The 17,011-nt window shown below is 74.7% G+C and carries 16 protein-coding genes; 8 read left to right on the top strand and 8 right to left on the bottom strand.

Annotated elements, in window-relative coordinates:
• The first annotated feature begins 6 nt into the window (after positions 1-6).
• The 6 genes from BLU55_RS06735 (at position 7) to egtD (ending at position 6,475) form a co-directional block, all read left to right on the top strand.
• On the top strand, positions 7-726 hold the full coding sequence (locus tag BLU55_RS06735) for a hypothetical protein (RefSeq protein ID WP_091727566.1): 720 nt from the start codon (positions 7-9) through the stop codon (positions 724-726).
• Between the two features lie 93 nt (positions 727-819).
• The gene (locus BLU55_RS06730; protein WP_157682761.1) at positions 820-1,989 is read left to right on the top strand and encodes an aminotransferase class V-fold PLP-dependent enzyme; all 1,170 of its coding nucleotides are present in this window, start codon (positions 820-822) and stop codon (positions 1,987-1,989) included.
• A gap of 172 nt (positions 1,990-2,161) precedes the next feature.
• On the top strand, positions 2,162-3,484 hold the full coding sequence (gene egtA, locus BLU55_RS06725; protein ID WP_091727560.1) for an ergothioneine biosynthesis glutamate--cysteine ligase EgtA: 1,323 nt from the start codon (positions 2,162-2,164) through the stop codon (positions 3,482-3,484).
• Positions 3,477-4,793, top strand: coding sequence for an ergothioneine biosynthesis protein EgtB (egtB, locus tag BLU55_RS06720; protein WP_231917088.1), 1,317 nt, complete (start codon positions 3,477-3,479; stop codon positions 4,791-4,793). Before egtA ends, egtB begins: the two co-directional genes overlap by 8 nt.
• Positions 4,794-5,507 (top strand): ergothioneine biosynthesis protein EgtC, encoded by a 714-nt coding sequence (gene egtC, locus BLU55_RS06715; RefSeq protein ID WP_157682760.1) that lies wholly within the window; start codon positions 4,794-4,796, stop codon positions 5,505-5,507.
• Complete coding sequence (egtD, locus tag BLU55_RS06710; protein WP_331713765.1) at positions 5,504-6,475, top strand: L-histidine N(alpha)-methyltransferase; 972 nt, start codon at positions 5,504-5,506, stop codon at positions 6,473-6,475. The genes egtC and egtD overlap by 4 nt, the downstream gene beginning before the upstream one ends.
• 18 nt (positions 6,476-6,493) lie before the next feature.
• Here the strand turns inward: egtD and BLU55_RS06705 are convergent, their stop codons facing one another.
• The 3 genes from BLU55_RS06705 to BLU55_RS06695 all read right to left on the bottom strand — a co-directional run bounded on the left by BLU55_RS06705 (position 6,494) and on the right by BLU55_RS06695 (position 8,137).
• Positions 6,494-7,357: a DMT family transporter gene (locus BLU55_RS06705; RefSeq protein ID WP_157682759.1), complete on the bottom strand. Its 864-nt coding sequence runs from the start codon at positions 7,355-7,357 to the stop codon at positions 6,494-6,496.
• Positions 7,354-7,839 carry a DUF456 domain-containing protein gene (locus BLU55_RS06700; RefSeq protein ID WP_091727557.1) on the bottom strand — a complete coding sequence of 162 codons (486 nt, stop codon included), beginning with the start codon at positions 7,837-7,839 and terminating at the stop codon, positions 7,354-7,356. The genes BLU55_RS06705 and BLU55_RS06700 overlap by 4 nt, the downstream gene beginning before the upstream one ends.
• Before the next feature lie 79 nt (positions 7,840-7,918).
• Positions 7,919-8,137 carry a DUF7455 domain-containing protein gene (locus BLU55_RS06695; RefSeq protein WP_091727554.1) on the bottom strand — a complete coding sequence of 73 codons (219 nt, stop codon included), beginning with the start codon at positions 8,135-8,137 and terminating at the stop codon, positions 7,919-7,921.
• Positions 8,138-8,441: 304 nt separating this feature from the next.
• On the opposite strand from BLU55_RS06695, the gene BLU55_RS06690 reads away from it, so the two are divergent.
• Both BLU55_RS06690 and BLU55_RS06685 read left to right on the top strand, forming a co-directional pair.
• On the top strand, positions 8,442-10,547 hold the full coding sequence (locus tag BLU55_RS06690) for a DNA gyrase/topoisomerase IV subunit B (protein ID WP_091727550.1): 2,106 nt from the start codon (positions 8,442-8,444) through the stop codon (positions 10,545-10,547).
• A gap of 40 nt (positions 10,548-10,587) precedes the next feature.
• A complete protein-coding gene (locus BLU55_RS06685) occupies positions 10,588-10,929 on the top strand; it encodes a DUF2200 domain-containing protein (RefSeq protein ID WP_091727547.1) in 342 nt (113 codons plus the stop codon).
• A 15-nt stretch (positions 10,930-10,944) separates the two neighbouring features.
• Here BLU55_RS06685 and BLU55_RS06680 read toward each other — a convergent pair whose 3' ends face one another.
• The 5 genes from BLU55_RS06680 to BLU55_RS06660 are packed head-to-tail and all read right to left on the bottom strand — an operon-like array spanning position 10,945 to position 16,971.
• Positions 10,945-11,352, bottom strand: coding sequence for a PPOX class F420-dependent oxidoreductase (locus BLU55_RS06680; protein ID WP_091727545.1), 408 nt, complete (start codon positions 11,350-11,352; stop codon positions 10,945-10,947).
• 4 nt (positions 11,353-11,356) lie between these two features.
• Complete coding sequence (locus BLU55_RS06675) at positions 11,357-11,857, bottom strand: beta-class carbonic anhydrase (protein ID WP_091727542.1); 501 nt, start codon at positions 11,855-11,857, stop codon at positions 11,357-11,359.
• A 58-nt stretch (positions 11,858-11,915) separates the two neighbouring features.
• Positions 11,916-13,748 carry an MFS transporter gene (locus tag BLU55_RS06670; protein ID WP_091727539.1) on the bottom strand — a complete coding sequence of 611 codons (1,833 nt, stop codon included), beginning with the start codon at positions 13,746-13,748 and terminating at the stop codon, positions 11,916-11,918.
• Positions 13,749-13,756: 8 nt separating this feature from the next.
• On the bottom strand, positions 13,757-14,488 hold the full coding sequence (locus tag BLU55_RS06665; RefSeq protein ID WP_091727536.1) for an LppX_LprAFG lipoprotein: 732 nt from the start codon (positions 14,486-14,488) through the stop codon (positions 13,757-13,759).
• 5 nt (positions 14,489-14,493) lie between these two features.
• Positions 14,494-16,971: a DNA gyrase/topoisomerase IV subunit A gene (locus tag BLU55_RS06660; protein WP_091727533.1), complete on the bottom strand. Its 2,478-nt coding sequence runs from the start codon at positions 16,969-16,971 to the stop codon at positions 14,494-14,496.
• Between the last annotated feature and the right edge of the window lie 40 nt (positions 16,972-17,011).

Here is a 17,011-nt window from a genome sequence, read left to right as displayed (position 1 = left end):
GGAACCTTGCAGATCCGCACCCTCGGTCGCCTGACCGCAGCCGTCGCCGGCCTCACCGCCGCGCTCGTCACCGGTCCCGCCCTCGCAGCGGGCGCCGGCACCATCTCCGTCCCGGACGACTTCGCCAAGCCGCTGTCCGACACCCGCGCCACCGGCCACTACCAGGTCGTCGGCACCGGGCTGCGCGTTTGGACCGAGGGCAGCACCAGCACCGACAAGGTCGCGGAGTACGTCGCCACGTCCACGCCACTGGCCTCGGCCGGGGAGCCCAGCCTGGAGCTGACCAACAACACCGACGGCACGATCCCGCCCGGGTTCCAGCTGGTGACCGACTTCGACGGCGACGGCAGCGCCGACGGCATCCTGGTGGGGGAGAGGGTCTACGGCGGCGACTGGTGGGCGAGCAACAGCTCCAAGCCGTTCGTGAAGGCCGGGGCCCCCGTCACGGGCGCGGGTTCGGGGACGCCCTGGCACGGCAGCCTGGACCAGTGGCGCGCCGCCTTCCCGCAGGCACAGGTGCAGGCCTACGGCTTCTCCCTCGGCTCCGGCGTCAAGGGCGACTGGACCATCGACGCCCTCACCTTCGCCGGCACCCGCTACACCTTCGCCACGCCGGTCGTCCTGACGAGCAGGGACCAGTGCAAGAACGGCGGCTGGGCCACCAGCACCAAGCCCGTCTTCCGCAACCAGGGCGAGTGCGTCAGCTCCTTCGCGTCCGCGAAGTAGCCCGGCCCTCACCTCACTCCCCGCAGCCCCCGGCCGACCGGTCGGGGGCTGTCGGTCGTCCGGGGCACGCGCGTGTGTGGCAGGTTGGCGCCCGTGAGCGAGCCCACGACCTCCGGCACCACGTCCTGGGACGACTGGGCCGCGGCCCGCCCCCGCGGGGCGACGCTGCACCTCGACAGCGCCTCGGCCGGCCGGTCGTCGGCGGCGGTCCTCGACGCGGTCGCCGCGCACCTGCGCGCCGAGGCCCGCGACGGCGGCTACGTGGCCGCCGAGCACGCGGCGCCGGTGGTCGAGCAGGCGCGGGCCGACACCGCCGCGCTGCTCGGCACCGATGCCGCGGGGGTGGCGTTCGTGGAGAGCGCGACCGCCGCCCTCGACGTCCTGCTCGACGTCTGGCCGCTGCCGGAGCACGCGCGGGTGGGCACCACGGCGTCGTCCTGGGGGCCCAACGTGGAGCTGGTCGAGCACCGCGGCCACCGGCCCGAGCTGCTGCCGGTGGACGACCTCGGGGTGCTCGACCTCGACACGCTGGAGGTCCGGCTCCGGCAGGACCCGCCCGACGTGCTGCTGCTCGACCTGGTGGCGGCGCACCGCGGGCTGGTGCAGCCGGCCCGGGAGGCGGTCGAGGTGGCGCACGCGCACGGCGTGGCGGTCTGGGTCGACGCCGCCCAGGGCATCGGGCACGTCGACGCGACCAGCGGGGCCGATGCCTCGCTGGCCACCAGCCGCAAGTGGCTGACCGGTCCGCGGGGCGTGGGCATGGTGGCCGTCGCCCCGTCCTGGCGCGACCGGCTGCGGGTCCGGCCCCTGGCCAAGCAGCCCGGGTCGACGCCGGTGCAGCGGCTGGAGTCGGGGGAGGCCCACGTCGCCGGACGGGTCGGGCTGGGGGTCGCGCTGCGCGAGCTCCACGACCTCGGTCCGGCGCGGGTCCACGCCCGGCTGGCCGAGGTCGGCGCCCGCGTCCGCGAGGCCGTGGCCGGTCTGCCCGGGTGGGAGGTCGTGCTGCCCCAGGCCCCGGCCGGGGCGCTGACGGCCGTCGCGCCGACGGCGGGCCAGGACGTCGTCGCCGTCCAGGCCCGGCTGCTGCACGACCACGGCGTCCTCACGACCGTCTGCCTGCCCTGGCGGGCGCCGTCGGACGACGCGGTGGCGGCCTGGCCGGTGCTGCGGGTCAGCCCCCACCTCGACCTGTCGGACGACGACCTCGAGCGGCTCGTGGCCGGACTGCTCGCAGCAGGGCCGGACCGCGGCGCTCGCCCCTGACCCGTCCCCGGCCGGGGCTTGGGTGCCCGGCCCTCGTGTGCGAGGCTTGCGACGTACGTCGTGCCGCCCCGAGCGGGTGGCCCTCGTGCTGACGAGGACGGTCTTGCGGGACCGGCCCCGCACCGACCCGCGGTCGTGATCAGGCGACCGGTCCGGACCAGGAGGGGCAACGATGACGACCCAGGAGCAGGCCCACGAGCGGCACGCACCCGACTGCGGTGCAGCGGCGCCGGAACGGGTGCTCGCCCGGCGGACCCTGCCGCACGCCGACCTGCTGCTGACGGCCGACGACCCCGTCGCCGCCGCGCTCGACCACGTCGCGTCGACCGCGCTCACCGAGGACACCGGTGGCCGGGTGGGGCTCGAGCTCGAGCTGCACCTCGTCGACCTCGCGCGCCCGTCGCGCCGCCCGATCTGGGGCGAGGTGCGCCACCTCGTCGACGGGCTCGACCCGATGCCCATGGGCAGCAGCGTCACGATCGAGCCCGGCGGCCAGGTCGAGCTCTCGACGCCCCCGGGCGACGACGCCGTGCTCGCGATCGCCGCGCTCGGCCTCGACCGGGAGTCGCTGCGCACCCAGCTGGCCGAGGCCGGCTTCGGAGCGGCGCCGATCGGCACCGACCCGGCCCGGCCCTCGCGGCGCATCAACCCCGCCCCGCGCTACAGCGCGATGGAGCGCCACTTCGACGCCCTGGGCTGCGCCGGCGCCGGCAAGCAGATGATGACCTCCACAGCGGCCCTGCAGGTCAACCTCGACGCGGGTCCGGCGGCCGAGTGGTCGTGCCGGCTGGCCCACCTGCGGGCGCTGGTGCCGGTGCTGGTGGCCGCCTCCTCGACCTCTCCCTGGCTGGCCGGCGAGACGTCGGGCTGGCACTCGATGCGCCAGGGCGTGTGGGACGGCATCGACCACGGGCGCAGCGACCCGTTCCCGGCCGGTCCGCCGGCGCAGGCCTGGGCGGCGTACGCCCTCGACGCGCCGCTCATGCTGCTCCTGGACGACGGGGTGCTGCGCGGCGTCACCGAGCGGGTGAGCTTCCGCCAGTGGCTGGAGGGCACGGCGCCGTTCGACCGCCGCCCGGTCGTGGCCGACCTCGACTACCACCTCACGACGCTGTTCCCGCCGGTGCGGCCGCGCGGCTACCTCGAGGTCCGCTGCCTCGACGCCCTGCCCGACCGCTGGTGGCCGGCGGTCGCCGCGATGACGGCCACCCTGGTCGACGACCCGATCGCCGCCGACGCCGCGCGCGAGCTGTGCGAGCCGGTGGCCGAGCAGTGGGAGGTCGCCGCCCGCGACGGCCTCGCCGACGAGCGGGTGCGCCGCGCCGTCCTCGGCTGCGTGGAGGTCGCCGTCCGGCGTGGGCCGACCGAGCTCTCCACCGAGCTGGAGGCCCTGCACGCGCTCTTCGACTCCGGGAGCAGCCCCGCCGACGAGCTGCGCCGACGCGTCGAGCAGGTGGGCCCGCTCGCCGTCCTGCGGGAGGAAGCCGGTGCCTGAGATCCGCCCTGGGACCCGACCCGGGACCGCCCCCGACACCGCCGAGCTGACCTTCCGCGCCCTCGACGCCGCCCGCTCCCGCACCCTGGCCCTCACCGACCTCGACGAGGCCGAGCTGACCGCCCAGCACAGCCCCCTGATGAGCCCGCTGGTCTGGGACCTGGCGCACATCGGCCAGCAGGAGGACCTGTGGCTGCTGCGCGGCGGCAACGCCGCGGCCCAGGGGCTGCTGTCGTGCCGCGTGGAGCAGCTCTACGACGCCTTCGAGCACCCGCGGGCCTCCCGCGTGGCGCTGCCGCTGCTGGGACCGGGGGAGGCGCGCGCCTACCTCGCCGACGTCCGGGGCCGCGTGCTCGACGGGCTCGGGCGGCTGCGCGGCGACAGCGCCGAGGAGCTGTTCCCCGCGCGGATGGTCGAGCAGCACGAGCAGCAGCACGTCGAGACCATGCTCGCCACCCACCAGCTGCGCCGGGGCGCGCCGCTCCTCGGAAGCGGCGCTCCGCTGCCGCCGGCGCGGCCCGTGCCCCACGACGCGGTGCTGGTGCCGGGCGGTCCCTTCGAGCTCGGCGTCGACGGCCACGACGAGCCGTGGTCGCTGGACAACGAGCGCCCCGCCCACGTCGTCGACGTGGCGACCTTCCGGATCGGGCGGGTGCCGGTCACCAACGCCGAGTGGGCGCAGTTCGTCGCCGCCGGCGGGTACGACGAGCCCCGGTGGTGGTCCGAGCGCGGCTGGGCGCACCGCCAGGAGGCCGGCCTCGAACGCCCCCTGTTCTGGCAGCCCGACGGCTCGCGCCGCCGCTTCGGCCACGTGGAGGAGCTCCCGGCCGACGAGCCCGTGCAGCACGTCGACCACTTCGAGGCCGAGGCGTACGCCGCGTGGGCCGGCGCCCGGCTCCCCACCGAGCAGGAGTGGGAGAAGGCCTGCGTGTGGGACCCCGCCCTCGGTCGGCGGCGCCGTTGGCCGTGGGGCGACGAGGACTGGACCCCCGAGCGGGCCAACCTCGGCGGCACGGCGCTGCGGCCGGCCCCGGTCGGCAGCTACGCCGCAGGCGCGTCGGCGTACGGCGTGGAGCAGCTGATGGGCGACGTCTGGGAGTGGACCAGCTCGTCGTTCGAGCCGTGGCCCGGCTTCGAGACGATGCTCTACGCGCAGTACAGCGCGCCCTTCTTCGGGGGCGACTACCGCGTGCTGCGGGGCGGCTCCTGGGCCGTCGACGCGGGTGCGGTGCGGCCGTCGTTCCGCAACTGGGACCACCCCTACCGGCGCCAGATCTTCACCGGCGTGCGCCTGGCCTGGGACGCCTGAGTGTGCCGACACCTCGCGTGGCTGGGTGAGCCGCGCTCGCTCGCGGACCTGGTGCTCGCGCCGGAGCACGGCCTGCTGCGCCAGAGCTACCAGCCGCGGCGCCAGTCCCACGGCCTGATGAACGCCGACGGCTGGGGCGTGGGCTTCCACGTCCCGGGACGCGACGAGCCGTCGCGGTGGCGCTCGTCGCGGCCGCTGTGGAGCGCGACGTCCTTCGCCTCGGTCGCCCCGGTGCTCTCCTCGGGCTCGGTGCTCGCCGCGGTCCGCTCGGCCACCGCCGGCATGCCGCTCGACGAGTCGGCCGCCGCGCCGTTCGCCCGTGGCCGGTGGCTGCTCTCGCACAACGGCCGGGTCGAGCGCGCCGTCCTCCCGTCCAGCGCCGAGGCGGAGTCGGTGTGCGACTCGGCCGTCCTGGCCGCCCACGTGCTCGCCGAGGAGCCGACGGCCGCGCGGCTGGGCGAGGTCGTGCGCGACGTCGCCGGGCGCGACCCCGCCGCCCGGCTGAGCCTGCTGCTGCTCGACGGCGAGCGCATCCTGGCCACGACCTGGGGCGACGCGCTGTCCTACCGGCTCGACGACTCCGGCGTGCTCGTGGCCAGCGAGCCCTCCGACGACGGCCCGGGCTGGGTCGACGTGCCCGACCACCACCTGGTGGAGGCGACCCGCGAGGGCGTCGTCGTCACCCCCCTCGACCCACCGGGAGACCAGCCGTGACCGTGACCGACCCGCTCGTGCTGCTCGACCCGGAGGCGCTGGCCGGCCAGCTGGCGGTCGACGTCCGGGCCGGCCTGCTGGCGCGGCCCCGCACGCTGCCGCCGAAGTACTTCTACGACGCCCACGGCAGCCGCCTGTTCGACGAGATCACGCGGCTGCCGGAGTACTACCCGACCCGCGCCGAGCGGGCGGTCCTCGAGGAGCACGCCGACGACGTCGCCGCCGCGACCGGGGCGCAGTCCCTGGTCGAGCTCGGCAGCGGCACCTCGGAGAAGACCCGGCTGCTGCTCGACGCGCTGGACCGCGCCGGCACGCTGCGGCGCTTCGTGCCCTTCGACGTCGACCCCGCCATCCTGCGCGAGGCCGCAGCCGCCGTCTCCGCGGAGCTCCCGGGCGTCGACGTCGCGCCGGTCGTGGGCGACTTCGAGCACCACCTCGACCAGCTGCCGCGCGACCCGCGGCGGCTGGTGGCGTTCCTCGGCTCCACCATCGGCAACCTCGACCCCGACCAGCGGGCCGGCTTCCTGGCGGGCGTGCGCAGCACCCTCGTCGACGGCGACGCGTTCCTGCTCGGCACCGACCTGGTCAAGCCGGAGGCCCGGCTGGTGGCGGCGTACGACGACGCGCAGGGGGTCACCGCCGCCTTCGACAAGAACGTGCTGACGGTCATCGACCGGGAGCTCGACGCCGACTTCGACCTCGACGACTTCGCGCACCGCGCGGTGTGGGTGCCCGAGCACGAGCGGATCGAGATGCGCCTGGAGTCGCTGCGCGACCAGCGGGTCCGCATCGGCGCCCTCGACCTCGAGATCGACCTGGTGGCGGGGGAGCAGATCCGCACCGAGATCTCCTCCAAGTTCCGCCGCGAGGGGGTCGAGCGCGAGCTGGCGGCCGCCGGGCTGCGGCTGACGCACTGGTGGACCGACGCGCCCGGTGACTTCGCGCTGTCCCTTTCGGTGCCCGTCTGAGGCAGCGACCCGGTCGGCTCAGCCGACCGCGACGCAGACCACGGAGACGGCGCACAGCGCGAGCCCGGCTCCCTGCACCCGGTGGACGCGCTCGTGGAGCAGCAGCGCCGCCAGCAGCACGGTCGCGGCGGGGTAGAGCGAGGCCAGCACCGCCGAGACGGTGAGCAGGCCCTGCTGGGTCGCGAGCAGGAAGCCCACGACCGCCACCACCGAGAGCGCCCCGGCGCCCGCACCCCCGGCCAGTGCGGTGCGGTCGCGCGGCACCCAGGCGCCGCCCAGCAGCGTGGCCAGGACGACCACGGACAGCACCCCGACGCCCTGGCTGACCGCGACCGGCCAGTAGCCCGCGCCGTCGGGCACCTGGCCGAGCGCCGCGAACAGCAGCCCGAACCCCGCTCCGGCGAGGAGGCCGTCGACCAGGCCCGCGCCGGCCGGGGAGGAGCCGGGGGAGGAGGCGCCGTCGTCGGCCGCTGCTGCCGGCTCGCGGGCCACCAGCCAGATGCCGGGGAGGGCGGCCACGATGCCCAGCCACACCAGGGCGGCGGGCCGCTCGCCGCCGAGGACGCCCACGGCCACCGGCAGCACGGCGGCCCCGACGGCCGAGACCGGCCCCACGACGCCCATCCGCGCCCGGGAGAGACCGCGGTAGAGGAAGGCGCCGCCCAGGCCGTTGCCGACGCCCGCCAGCGCGCCCCACGCGAGGTCGTCGACGCCCGCGCGGCCGGGCAGCACGAGCGCGAGCCCGACCGAGAGCAGGCCGCCGACGGCCGACCCGACGACCGCGACCGCCCACGCCGAGGTGCGCCGCGACGCGACACCTGCGACGAAGTCCGACAGCCCGTAGGCGACCGCGGCGCCCAGGGCCAGGAGCACGGCCGTCACGTCAGCACCACCCCGGCGACCCAGGTGCTGGCCGCGAGCAGGCAGGCCGTCAGCTCGATCAGCATCGAGAGCCCGGCCGCCTCGAGGGCGTGGACGGTGGACGGCCACGCCCGCGACGAGCCGACCCGCGCCAGCTCGCTGAGGTAGACACCGCCCAGGAAGCCGACGAACAGGCCCACGACGGGGATCACGAAGAAGCCGACCACCCCGAGGGCGGCGCCCAGGACCAGGGTGCGGCCGGGGACGCCGGCCGCCCGGAGCCGCCGACCCGGGACGAGGTACATCGCGACCTGGCCCGCGGCGAGCAGCACCACCGCCACCGCGAGCACGACCCAGGCGGTGGTGGTCCCGACGTAGGCCGCCCAGACGAGGATCGCGCCGCCGACGGCGAGGGAGCCCGGCAGCACCGGGACCACGACGCCGACGAGCCCGAGCAGGACGACCAGCGCCACGAGGGTCTCGACGACGGCCAGGGTGCTCATGCGGGGACGATCTCACGACCCCCGGGACGCGACGAGACCCCGGTCGGCGACCGGGGTCTCGTGCGGTGCGTCAGGTGGGTCAGCCGGCGCTGGGGGCCGGGTTGCCCAGCTTGGAGGTCTCGTCCTGCACGTGCTCGGCGACCTCGCGGAGCTTCTCGCCGTGCTCGCGGGCGTGGTGGGCGCAGAAGAGCAGCTCGCCACCGCCCTTGAGCTGGACGCGGAGGTAGGCCTGCGCGCCGCAGCGGTCGCAGCGGTCGAGCGCGCTGAGCGGGGCGGTCGGGGCGGTCGCAGTGGTCACGGGGGCCTCACTCTCGTTCAGGGGTGACTGGGAGGGGGGAAAGACAGGCAGGGTGCCCAGGTCGTTCGATCTCGACAGTCACAACAGTCAACCACGGTGGATGCTTCCCGTTACCCAGGTGTCCACCGCCTACTCGCGGTGGTGTGCCTCACAGGTCCTGCGTCGAGTGTGCCTGCTCCCCGGGACTGCAGGAGCAGAACGGACAATCTCGTCACTCGTGGATCTCGTCGTTCCGTCCCTGTCAAGTGGAGCACACCGCACAAGCCCGGGGTGGCAGCACGGCGCTGTCGGCGCGGCTCGGTAGATTCCGAGCACCGCCCCGCAGCCCGTCACGACACCAGAGGTCACGGTCATCGACAACACCTACAACGCCCAGCACCTGCTCGTCCTCGAGGGCCTCGAGGCCGTGCGCAAGCGCCCGGGCATGTACATCGGCTCGACCGACACCCGTGGCCTGATGCACTGCCTGTGGGAGATCATCGACAACTCGGTCGACGAGGCGCTCGGCGGCTTCTGCTCCCACGTCGAGGTCCTGCTGCACCCCGACGGCTCCGCCGAGGTCCACGACGACGGCCGCGGCATCCCGGTGGACAAGGAGCCCAAGACCGGCCTCTCGGGCCTCGAGGTCGTCTTCACCAAGCTGCACGCGGGCGGCAAGTTCGGCGGTGGGTCCTACGCCGCGACCGGCGGCCTCCACGGCGTCGGGGCCTCGGTCGTCAACGCCCTCTCGGCTCGGCTCGACGTCGAGGTCGACCGGTCGCCGGCCACCCAGGCGATGTCCTTCCAGCGCGGCGTCCCCGGACGCTTCGCCTCCGACGGCCCCGGCACCCCCTTCGAGGCGGCCTCCGGCCTGACCAGGGGCGCCCGCGTCAAGAAGGGCGTGACCGGCACGCGGGTGCGGTTCTGGCCCGACCGGCAGATCTTCACCAAGGACGCCGCCTTCACCTGGGACGAGCTGGTCACCCGGGCCCGGCAGACGTCGTTCATCGTGCCCGGCCTCGAGCTGCGGCTCACCGACGCCCGCGGCGCCGAGCCGGTCACCGAGTCCTTCCGCCACGACGGCGGGATCACGGAGTTCGCGACGTTCCTGGCCCACGACGAGGCCGTCACCGACGTGCTGCGCCTGCAGGGCTCCGACGTGTTCACCGAGACCGTCCCGCTGCTCGACGAGCAGGGCCACATGACCCCGCAGGACGTCGAGCGCGAGCTCGGCGTCGACGTGGCGGTGCGCTGGGGGACCGGCTACGAGACCGAGCTGCGCTCCTTCGTCAACGTCATCTCCACCCCCAAGGGCGGCACCCACGTCGCCGGCTTCGAGGCGGCGCTGACCAAGACCTTCAACGACGCCATGCGGGCCTCCCGGGTGCTCAAGGTCGGTGACACCGACGTCCTCAAGGAGGACGTGCTGGAGGGCCTGACCGCGGTGGTCACCGTGCGCCTGGCGGAGCCGCAGTTCGAGGGCCAGACCAAGGAGGTGCTCGGCACCCCCGCCGCGCGCTCGGTGGTGCGCAAGGTGGTGGCCGCCGAGCTCAAGGAGTTCCTCACCTCGACCAACCGGGCCCAGAAGGCCCAGGCCAAGCTGGTGATGGACAAGGTCGCCGGCGCCGCCAGGACCCGGCTCGCCGCCCGGGCCCACCGCGAGAACCAGCGCCGCAAGAACGCCCTGGAGTCCTCGGCCCTGCCCGCCAAGCTCAACGACTGCCGCACCAACGACGTCGACCGCTCCGAGCTGTTCATCGTCGAGGGCGACTCGGCCATGGGCACGGCCAAGGCGGCCCGCAACTCCGAGTTCCAGGCGCTGCTGCCCATCCGCGGCAAGATCCTCAACGTCCAGAAGGCCACCGTCGCCGACGTGCTCAAGAACGCCGAGTGCGCCTCGATCATCCAGGTCCTCGGCGCCGGCTCCGGGCGCACCTTCGACGTCGAGGCCCGCCGCTACGGTCGCATCATCCTCATGGCCGACGCCGACTCCGACGGCGCCCACATCCGCTGCCTGCTGGCCACGCTGTTCTTCAAGTACATGCCCCAGATGGTCACCGAGGGTCGCCTGTTCACGGCCGTGCCGCCGCTGCACCGCATCGAGCTGACCAACCCCAAGAAGGGGATGGACAGGTACGTCTACACCTACTCCGACCCCGAGCTGCAGCGGAAGCTGGCCGAGCTGACCAAGAAGGGCGTCCGCTGGAAGGACCCGGTCCAGCGCTACAAGGGCCTCGGCGAGATGGACGCCGACCAGCTGGCCGAGACCACCATGGACCCCCGCCACCGCACCCTGCGCCGCATCACCGCCGACGACGCCGCCCGCGCCGCCGAGGTCTTCGAGCTGCTGATGGGCTCCGAGGTCGCCCCCCGCAAGGACTTCATCGTCGCCGGCGCCTACGAGGTCGACGCGGACCAGATCGACGCCTGAGGCCCGGGCTGCGGGGCCATCACGGGCTAGCCTGCGGGGGATGAGCCGGATCTTCACCACGAGCGTCGCCTCGGTCTACCCGCACTACGTCGCGAAGGTGGAGCGCAAGGGGCGCACGCGGGCCGAGCTCGACGAGGTGATCACCTGGCTGACCGGGTACGACGCCGCCGAGCTGGCGCACCACCTCGAGGCGGGGACCACGTTCGAGGACTTCTTCGCCGGGGCGCGGCTCACGCCGCACGTCGACCTCATCACCGGGGTGGTGTGCGGGGTGCGGGTCGAGGACGTCGAGGACCCGCTGATGCAGCGGATCCGCTGGCTGGACAAGCTCGTCGACGAGCTGGCGCGCGGCAAGGCGATGGAGAAGGTGCTGCGGGGCTGAGCCGCGCGGCGGACCTCAGCCCTGGCGCTGCGGTCCCGCGCGGGTGGGCGTGATCCGGAGCACGACGCGCTGCTCGCGCTCCATGCCGGCGCGGTACTCGTCCCAGTCGTCGGCCTCGCCGCTGATGTCGCGGTAGTAGTCCACGAGCAGGTCCATCGCCTCCGGCAGCGAGACCACCTCGGCCTTGCCCTCGAGGTAGACCCACTCGCCGAAGAAGCCGTCGGGGAAGACGCAGAGCTGGGCCCAGGGGTCCGCCCGCAGCTGCCGGGTCTTGTACGCCGTCTCCCGGCTGCTGACGACCAGCCGGCCGCGGTCGTCGACACCGACGAGCACCGGGCTCTGGTGGACCCGCCCCGGGCTGCGGGTGGCCAGCACGGCGCGGTGGTGGGTGCGGACGAAGTCGACCGCGGCGTCGAGGTCCACGGCGCTAGACGAGCTGCTCGAGCAGGCCGCTGTCGACGTCGTACAGGAAGCCGCCGACCTTGACCTCGTCGGGGATCAGGGGGTGCGAGCGCACGGCGTGGACGTCGTCGGCGAGCGAGGCGCGCTGGTCGGTGACCACGCCGAAGGGCTGCCAGGTGGCGTCGAGGCCGGCGGACTCCGAGACCCGGGCGCGCAGCTCCTCGAGCGTCGAGGAGGCCATGGCGCAGCGGGTGTGGGGCACCACCAGGATCCGCTCCACGCGGAGCAGGTGGGCTCCCAGGACGAGCGCCTCGAGCGCCTGGGGCGTCACGCGGCCGCCGGGGTTGCGGAAGATCTTCGCGTCGCCCGGCTTGAGCCCGAGCATCCCCAGCGGGTCGATGCGCGAGTCCATGCACGTGACGATGGCGATGCCGGCGTGGGCGACGCCGTCGAACCCGCCGAGGTCGAACGTCTCGGCGAAGGCGCGGTTGGCGGTGAGCAGGTCGTCGAAGTCTGCGGAAGGCACGCCCCAGACCGTAGTGGGTGCGCCCCGCTCCCGCGAGGGCGCGGCCGGGCGACGTGGGTCACTCGGTCGTGCTGCGCCCCGCCCGGGGCACCCGCAGCGTCAGCAGGGCCAGCACCGCGGCCACCACCGCGCACACCGCCGCCCCGAGGAAGATCGCCTGCAGCTGCTCCAGGCCGGCCAGCTCCAGCAGCCGGGTGTACGCCGCGCAGCGGGTGCTCGTGCCGCCGCAGACGTCGACGGGGGCCGGGATGTCGCCCTGGACGGCGTAGTAGCGCCGCAGCCCGATCGTGGTCAGCGCGGAGATGCCGACCAGCATCCCGACCATCCGGGCCACCACGAGCAGCGCGCTGGCGACGCCGTGCACCGCGTCGGGCGTGGCGGCGAGCAGCGCGGCGTTGACCGGCGCCAGGGCCAGCCCGAACCCCAGACCGGTCAGGGCCAGCACCGCGACGGCCACGGGACGGCCCATCGAGTCGGGTCCCCAGGTGGTCATCACGGCGAAGCCGGCGGCGGCCAGCAGCATCCCGCCGGCGGCGACGAGGGCGACCGGCACGCGGCGCACGGCGTACCCGCCCACCAGGGCGCCGACCGGCAGCGCCACGAGGAACTCCACGAGCACCAGCGCCGCCCGCAGCTGGTCGCCGTCGGCGACGGTCAGCCGGGCGAAGATCGGGATGTCCACCAGGGCCGCGATCAGGGCCGAGCCGACGAAGAAGCTGACCAGCACCGCGCCCCACGCCGGCCGCTCGCGGAAGGCGCCGTGGGGGACCAGGGGGGCCGCCGCGCGCCGGTTGTGCAGCACGAAGAGCACGGCCGCCAGGGCGGCGACGCCGAGGTAGACCGGTCCGGCCTCGGAGAAGACCTGCACCTCGGGGTCGGCGGTCGCGAAGGCCAGGATCACCCCGCCCAGCGCGACCGAGAGCAGCGCGGCGCCCACCAGGTCGGCCTCGCGCACCGAGGCCCACCACCCGCGTGCGTCGAACAGCGGCCGCGGCGCGAGCACCGTCCAGGCCAGCGTCGCGAGGCCCAGGAGCACCACGACGGTGCCGACCGGGGACAGCCAGACCGACCCGCCGTCGGCGTACGGCACGAACGGCCCGCCCCAGGCGACCGAGGTGACCAGGGCATCGGGCTGGCGCATCACGAGCAGCAGCCCCACCAGCGACAGCGCCACCAGCAGCAGCCCGACGACGTCGGGCCGGCGCCGACGCGCCGGGTCGGGGCCAGGGTCGGGGCCTGGGTCGGGGCCAGGGGCGGGGCCGGCGGCCGGACCGGCGAGGGCGGCGCGCCGGGTCACGAGCACGCGGATCGCCGCGGCCAGCAGCAGCCCGACGGCCAGGTTGAGCCAGAAGATGTCGCGCCAGTCGCCGACGGCCAGCACCACGGCCCCCAGCAGCGGCCCCAGCACGCTGCCGAGCTCCTGCACCGCGCCGACCACGCCCAGGGGCACGCCGCGACGCTCCGCGGGGTAGAGGTCGGCCACCAGCGCCAGCGTGACCGGCACCAGCCCACCGCCGCCGACGCCCTGGAGGAAGCGCCCGGCGACCAGGCTCGGCAGGTCGTACGCCGCGGCGGTCACCAGCGAACCGAACGAGAACACCACCAGCGAGGCGAGCAGCACCGGGGTGCGGCCGCGCAGGTCGGCGATGCGGCCGATGAGCGGCAGCATGGCGACGTAGCCGAGCAGGAAGCCGCTGACGATCGGGGCGGCCCGCTGCAGCTCGTCGACCGAGAGGCCGACCGAGCCCATCATGTCGGGCAGCGCGAGCACCACCACGTAGGTGTCGGCGGCGGCGAAGGCGACCGCCACGGCCGCCAGGCCCAGCAGCAGCCGCGCGACGGGGTCCGGGGTGGGGTGCTCGGGTGCCGCCCGGACGGCGTCGCTGGCCACGGGTCAGGTCAGGAGGTCGGCTTGGCGATCGTGACGTCGCGGTCGTACTGCGAGAACCCCACGTCGTAGGTCACGTCGGCGCCGTCGGAGAAGAACGGCCCGGTGATGGTGACCGAGGTGGCCTGGCCGGAGTCGTCGACGCCGACCTTGGTCGGGTAGTCGGACCTCGCGTCGGCGCTCGGCACGATCCGCTTGACCGAGGCGCCGGGCAGGGTGCCGGAGTAGGTGGTCAGCACCTGGTCCCCGTCGCGGGTCTGCTCGCCCTTCTTCGCGCCCTCGACCTCGGTCAGCAGCGAGGACAGGCCCTGGTCGGGGTCGCCGAAGTCGGCCGGGTCGGGGGCGCCGTACTCCTCGGGGTCGATCGCGGCGTACTTCGTGGTGAGCGGCAGCTTCGCGTAGACCGTGCCGCCGACGGAGGTGACCGGCACGGTCGCGGTGATGCCGCTCAGCAGCACCTTGACGTCGCCCTCGAAGGCCGGGGCGTCCGTGACCACCCCGCTGGCGCCCAGGACGCCGTTGCCGGCCTCGGGCACCGAGTCGGTGCTCAGCTCGATCCGGACGCTGGCGGCGTCGTCGAACTGCTTCTTGGCGGCGGCGAGCACCTGGGTGGGCGTCTTCTCGGCGGCGGCCTCGTCGCCGCCACCGCACGCGGCGAGCGAGAGGGTGGCCAGCACGGCGACCGCCGCGACCAGGGGACGGGCACGACGGGCCGGGCGGCGGGCCGGGGAAGGGGGCAGCATGCGGCTCAGCCTGCCACGTCGCCCGGCACGGCCGGGGGCAGCAGCGCGGACACGGGACCCGAGACCGCGACGACCGGCTGGCTGGCCGGCACGCCGGAGCCGTCGCGGCGCTCCACCGGCTCGGGCAGGTCGACCGGTGCGCCGCTGTCGGCCGCGGCCGCCGGCGGGGAGGGCACCACGGCGGCCAGCACCAGGGTGTCCTCGCCCCGCAGGAACCGGTGGCACCGGACCCCGCCCGTGGCGCGGCCCTTGGCGGGGTACTCCGAGAACGGCGTCACCTTGACCGAGCCGGCCTCCGTGCCCGGCAGCGCCGACGAGGCGCCCGAGACCGAGACCAGCACGGCGCCCTCGGGGTCGACGGCCCCGAAGGACACGACCCTGGCCTTCGGGCCGAGCTTGATGCCGGCGATGCCGCCACCGGCCCGACCCTGCGGGCGCACCCCGGAGGCCGCGAAGTGGAGCAGCTGGGCGTCGCTGGTGACGAAGCACAGCTCCTCCTCGCCGGTGCGCAGCTCGACCGCCCCGACGACCTCGTCGCCGTCCTTGAGGCCGATGACCTCCCAGTCGTCGCGCGCGGCGAGGAACTCGGGGTTGACCCGCTTGACCACGCCCTGGCGGGTGCCCAGCGCCAGCCCGGGGGAGCCGGGGTCGAAGCCGGTCAGGGCCAGCACCCGCTCGCCGTCGAGCGTGACGAACTCGCCGACCGGCGCCCCGCCCTGCAGGTGGGGGTGGCTGGCGGTGCTGGGCAGGGTGGGCAGGTCGAGGACGGGCAGCTTCACCACGCGCCCGGCCGAGGTGACCACGCCGATCTCGCCGCGGGCCGTCGTGGCGACCGCGGACACGACGACGTCGTGGCGCACACGGCCCTCGCGCTCGCCGGGGGCCTCGAGCGAGGTGGTGCGGGCCAGCAGCCCCGAGGAGGACAGGAAGACGTAGCAGGGGTCGTCGGCGACCTCGAGCGGCGTGCTGGCCGTCGCGGTCTGGCCCGAGGACTCCAGCAGCACGGTGCGCCGCGGGGTGCCGTAGGTCTTCGCGACGTCGGCCAGCTCCTGGGAGACCACGGCCCGCAGCTTGGTGTCGTCGCCGAGGACCTCGTCGAGGGCCTCGATGGTGGCGCGCAGCTCGGCGGCCTCCTGGTCGAGCTCGAGCGTGGAGAACCTCGTCAGCCGGCGCAGCGGCATGTCGAGGATGTAGGTCGCCTGGACCTCGCTGAGGTCGAACACCGTGGTGAGCCGCTCGCGCGCCTGCTCGGCGTTGTCGCTGGAGCGGATCAGCGCGATCACCTCGTCGATGTCGAGGATCGCGGTGAGCAGGCCCTCGACGAGGTGGAGCCGGTCGTGGGCCTTGCCGCGGCGGTACGTCGAGCGCCGACGGACCACGTCGAAGCGGTGCCCCAGGAAGACCTCGAGCATCTCCTTGAGCCCGAGCGTGCGGGGCTGGCCGTCGACCAGGGCCACCGCGTTGATGCCGAAGGACTCCTCGAGCGGGGTGCTGCGGAACAGCTGCTCGAGGATCGCCTCGGGGTGGAAGCCGTTCTTGACCTCGATCACCAGCCGCAGGCCCTGCTCGCGGTCGGTGAGGTCCTTGACGTCGGCGATGCCCTGGAGCTTCTTGGTCTGCACCAGCTTCTTGATCGCGGCGATCACGCGCTCGGTGCCCACGCCGTACGGCAGCTCGGTCACGACGATGCCCTTGCGGCGGGCGGTGACCGACTCGATGCGGGTGGTCGCGCGCATCTTGAAGCTGCCGCGCCCCGACTCGTAGGCGTCACGCACCCCGTCGAGGCCGATGATCTTGCCGCCGGTGGGCAGGTCGGGCCCGGGGACGAAGCGCATCAGGGCGTCGAGGTCGGCGCCGGGCGTCTTGACCAGGTGGCGCAGCGCCTGGACGACCTCGACCAGGTTGTGCGGGGCGATGTTGGTCGCCATGCCGACCGCGATGCCGGCGGCGCCGTTGACCACCAGGTGCGGGATCGCGGCGGGCAGCACCGAGGGCTCCTGCTCGCGGCCGTCGTAGTTGGGGCGGAAGTCGACGGTGTCCTCGTCGATGCTGCCGGTCATGGCGACGGCGGCCGGGGCCATCCGGGCCTCGGTGTAGCGCATCGCGGCGGGCGGGTCGTCGGGCGAGCCGAAGTTGCCGTGGCCGTCGACCGTCGGCAGCCGCATCGAGAAGGACTGCGACATCCGCACCAGGGCGTCGTAGATCGCGCCGTCGCCGTGCGGGTGGAAGCGGCCCATGACCTCGCCGACGACGCGGGAGGACTTCACGTGCCCGCGGTCGGGGCGCAGCCCCATGTCGTGCATGGCGTAGAGGATCCGGCGCTGGACGGGCTTGAGCCCGTCGCGGGCGTCGGGCAGCGCCCGGGAGTAGATGACGGAGTAGGCGTACTCCAGGAAGCTGGTGCGCATCTCGTCGCCGACGTCGATGTCGACGATGTGCTCCTCGAAGTCCTCCGGGGGAGGCGCTGCTGTGCGACGGGCCATGCGGGCGATTCTCCCCAACGCCCGCCGCGCTGCTCGACCG

Source organism: Nocardioides scoriae (assembly GCF_900104965.1).
GTDB classification, from domain to species: Bacteria; Actinomycetota; Actinomycetes; order Propionibacteriales; family Nocardioidaceae; genus Marmoricola; species Marmoricola scoriae.
This window is presented reverse-complemented; position numbering and strand designations above follow the sequence as displayed.

Bases quoted from the DNA above. Each gene is read 5' to 3' on its own strand.
- egtA (WP_091727560.1), top strand. From the start codon at position 2,162: ATGACGACCCAGGAGCAGGCCCACGAGCGGCACGCACCCGACTGCGGT.
- BLU55_RS06700 (WP_091727557.1), bottom strand. From the start codon at position 7,839: ATGAGCACCCTGGCCGTCGTCGAGACCCTCGTGGCGCTGGTCGTCCTG.
- BLU55_RS06685 (WP_091727547.1), top strand. From the start codon at position 10,588: ATGAGCCGGATCTTCACCACGAGCGTCGCCTCGGTCTACCCGCACTAC.
- BLU55_RS06665 (WP_091727536.1), bottom strand. From the start codon at position 14,488: ATGCTGCCCCCTTCCCCGGCCCGCCGCCCGGCCCGTCGTGCCCGTCCC.
- BLU55_RS06660 (WP_091727533.1), bottom strand. From the start codon at position 16,971: ATGGCCCGTCGCACAGCAGCGCCTCCCCCGGAGGACTTCGAGGAGCAC.